The 318-nt window shown below is 74.8% G+C and carries 1 pseudogene; it reads right to left on the reverse strand.

Going from position 1 to position 318, the window contains the following annotated elements:
- A pseudogene (locus BIU89_RS12885) lies at positions 1-318 on the reverse strand (DNA recombination protein RmuC); the annotation flags it as partial.

The raw sequence follows: 318 nt of genomic DNA on the forward strand, positions 1-318 counted from the left end.
GCGCATCACGTCGAGCGTCTGCGCCACGGGGCTGAGCGCGGAGAGCACCTTGGACTCGTTCTGGTTCCGTGCCGCGTCGACGCCGTGCATGCGCTGCACCAGGTGCTCGAGCTCGGCGGAGCGCCGTTCGAGCGAGTCGACCTGGCGGCGGTACTGCGTGTCCTGGGCGTCGAGGCGTTCCTCAGCGTCGCGCCGCACCGCCTCGAGCTGGCCGCGCAGGGCCTCGGCCGTCGCGCGGGCCGACGCGGCGTCGACGCCCGCGCGCGAGCGGGCGAGTGACCAGGCGACGACGGCACCGCCGGCGATGCCGATCACGAG

The organism is Curtobacterium sp. MCBA15_005 (genome assembly GCF_001864855.1).
GTDB lineage: Bacteria > Actinomycetota > Actinomycetes > Actinomycetales > Microbacteriaceae > Curtobacterium > Curtobacterium flaccumfaciens.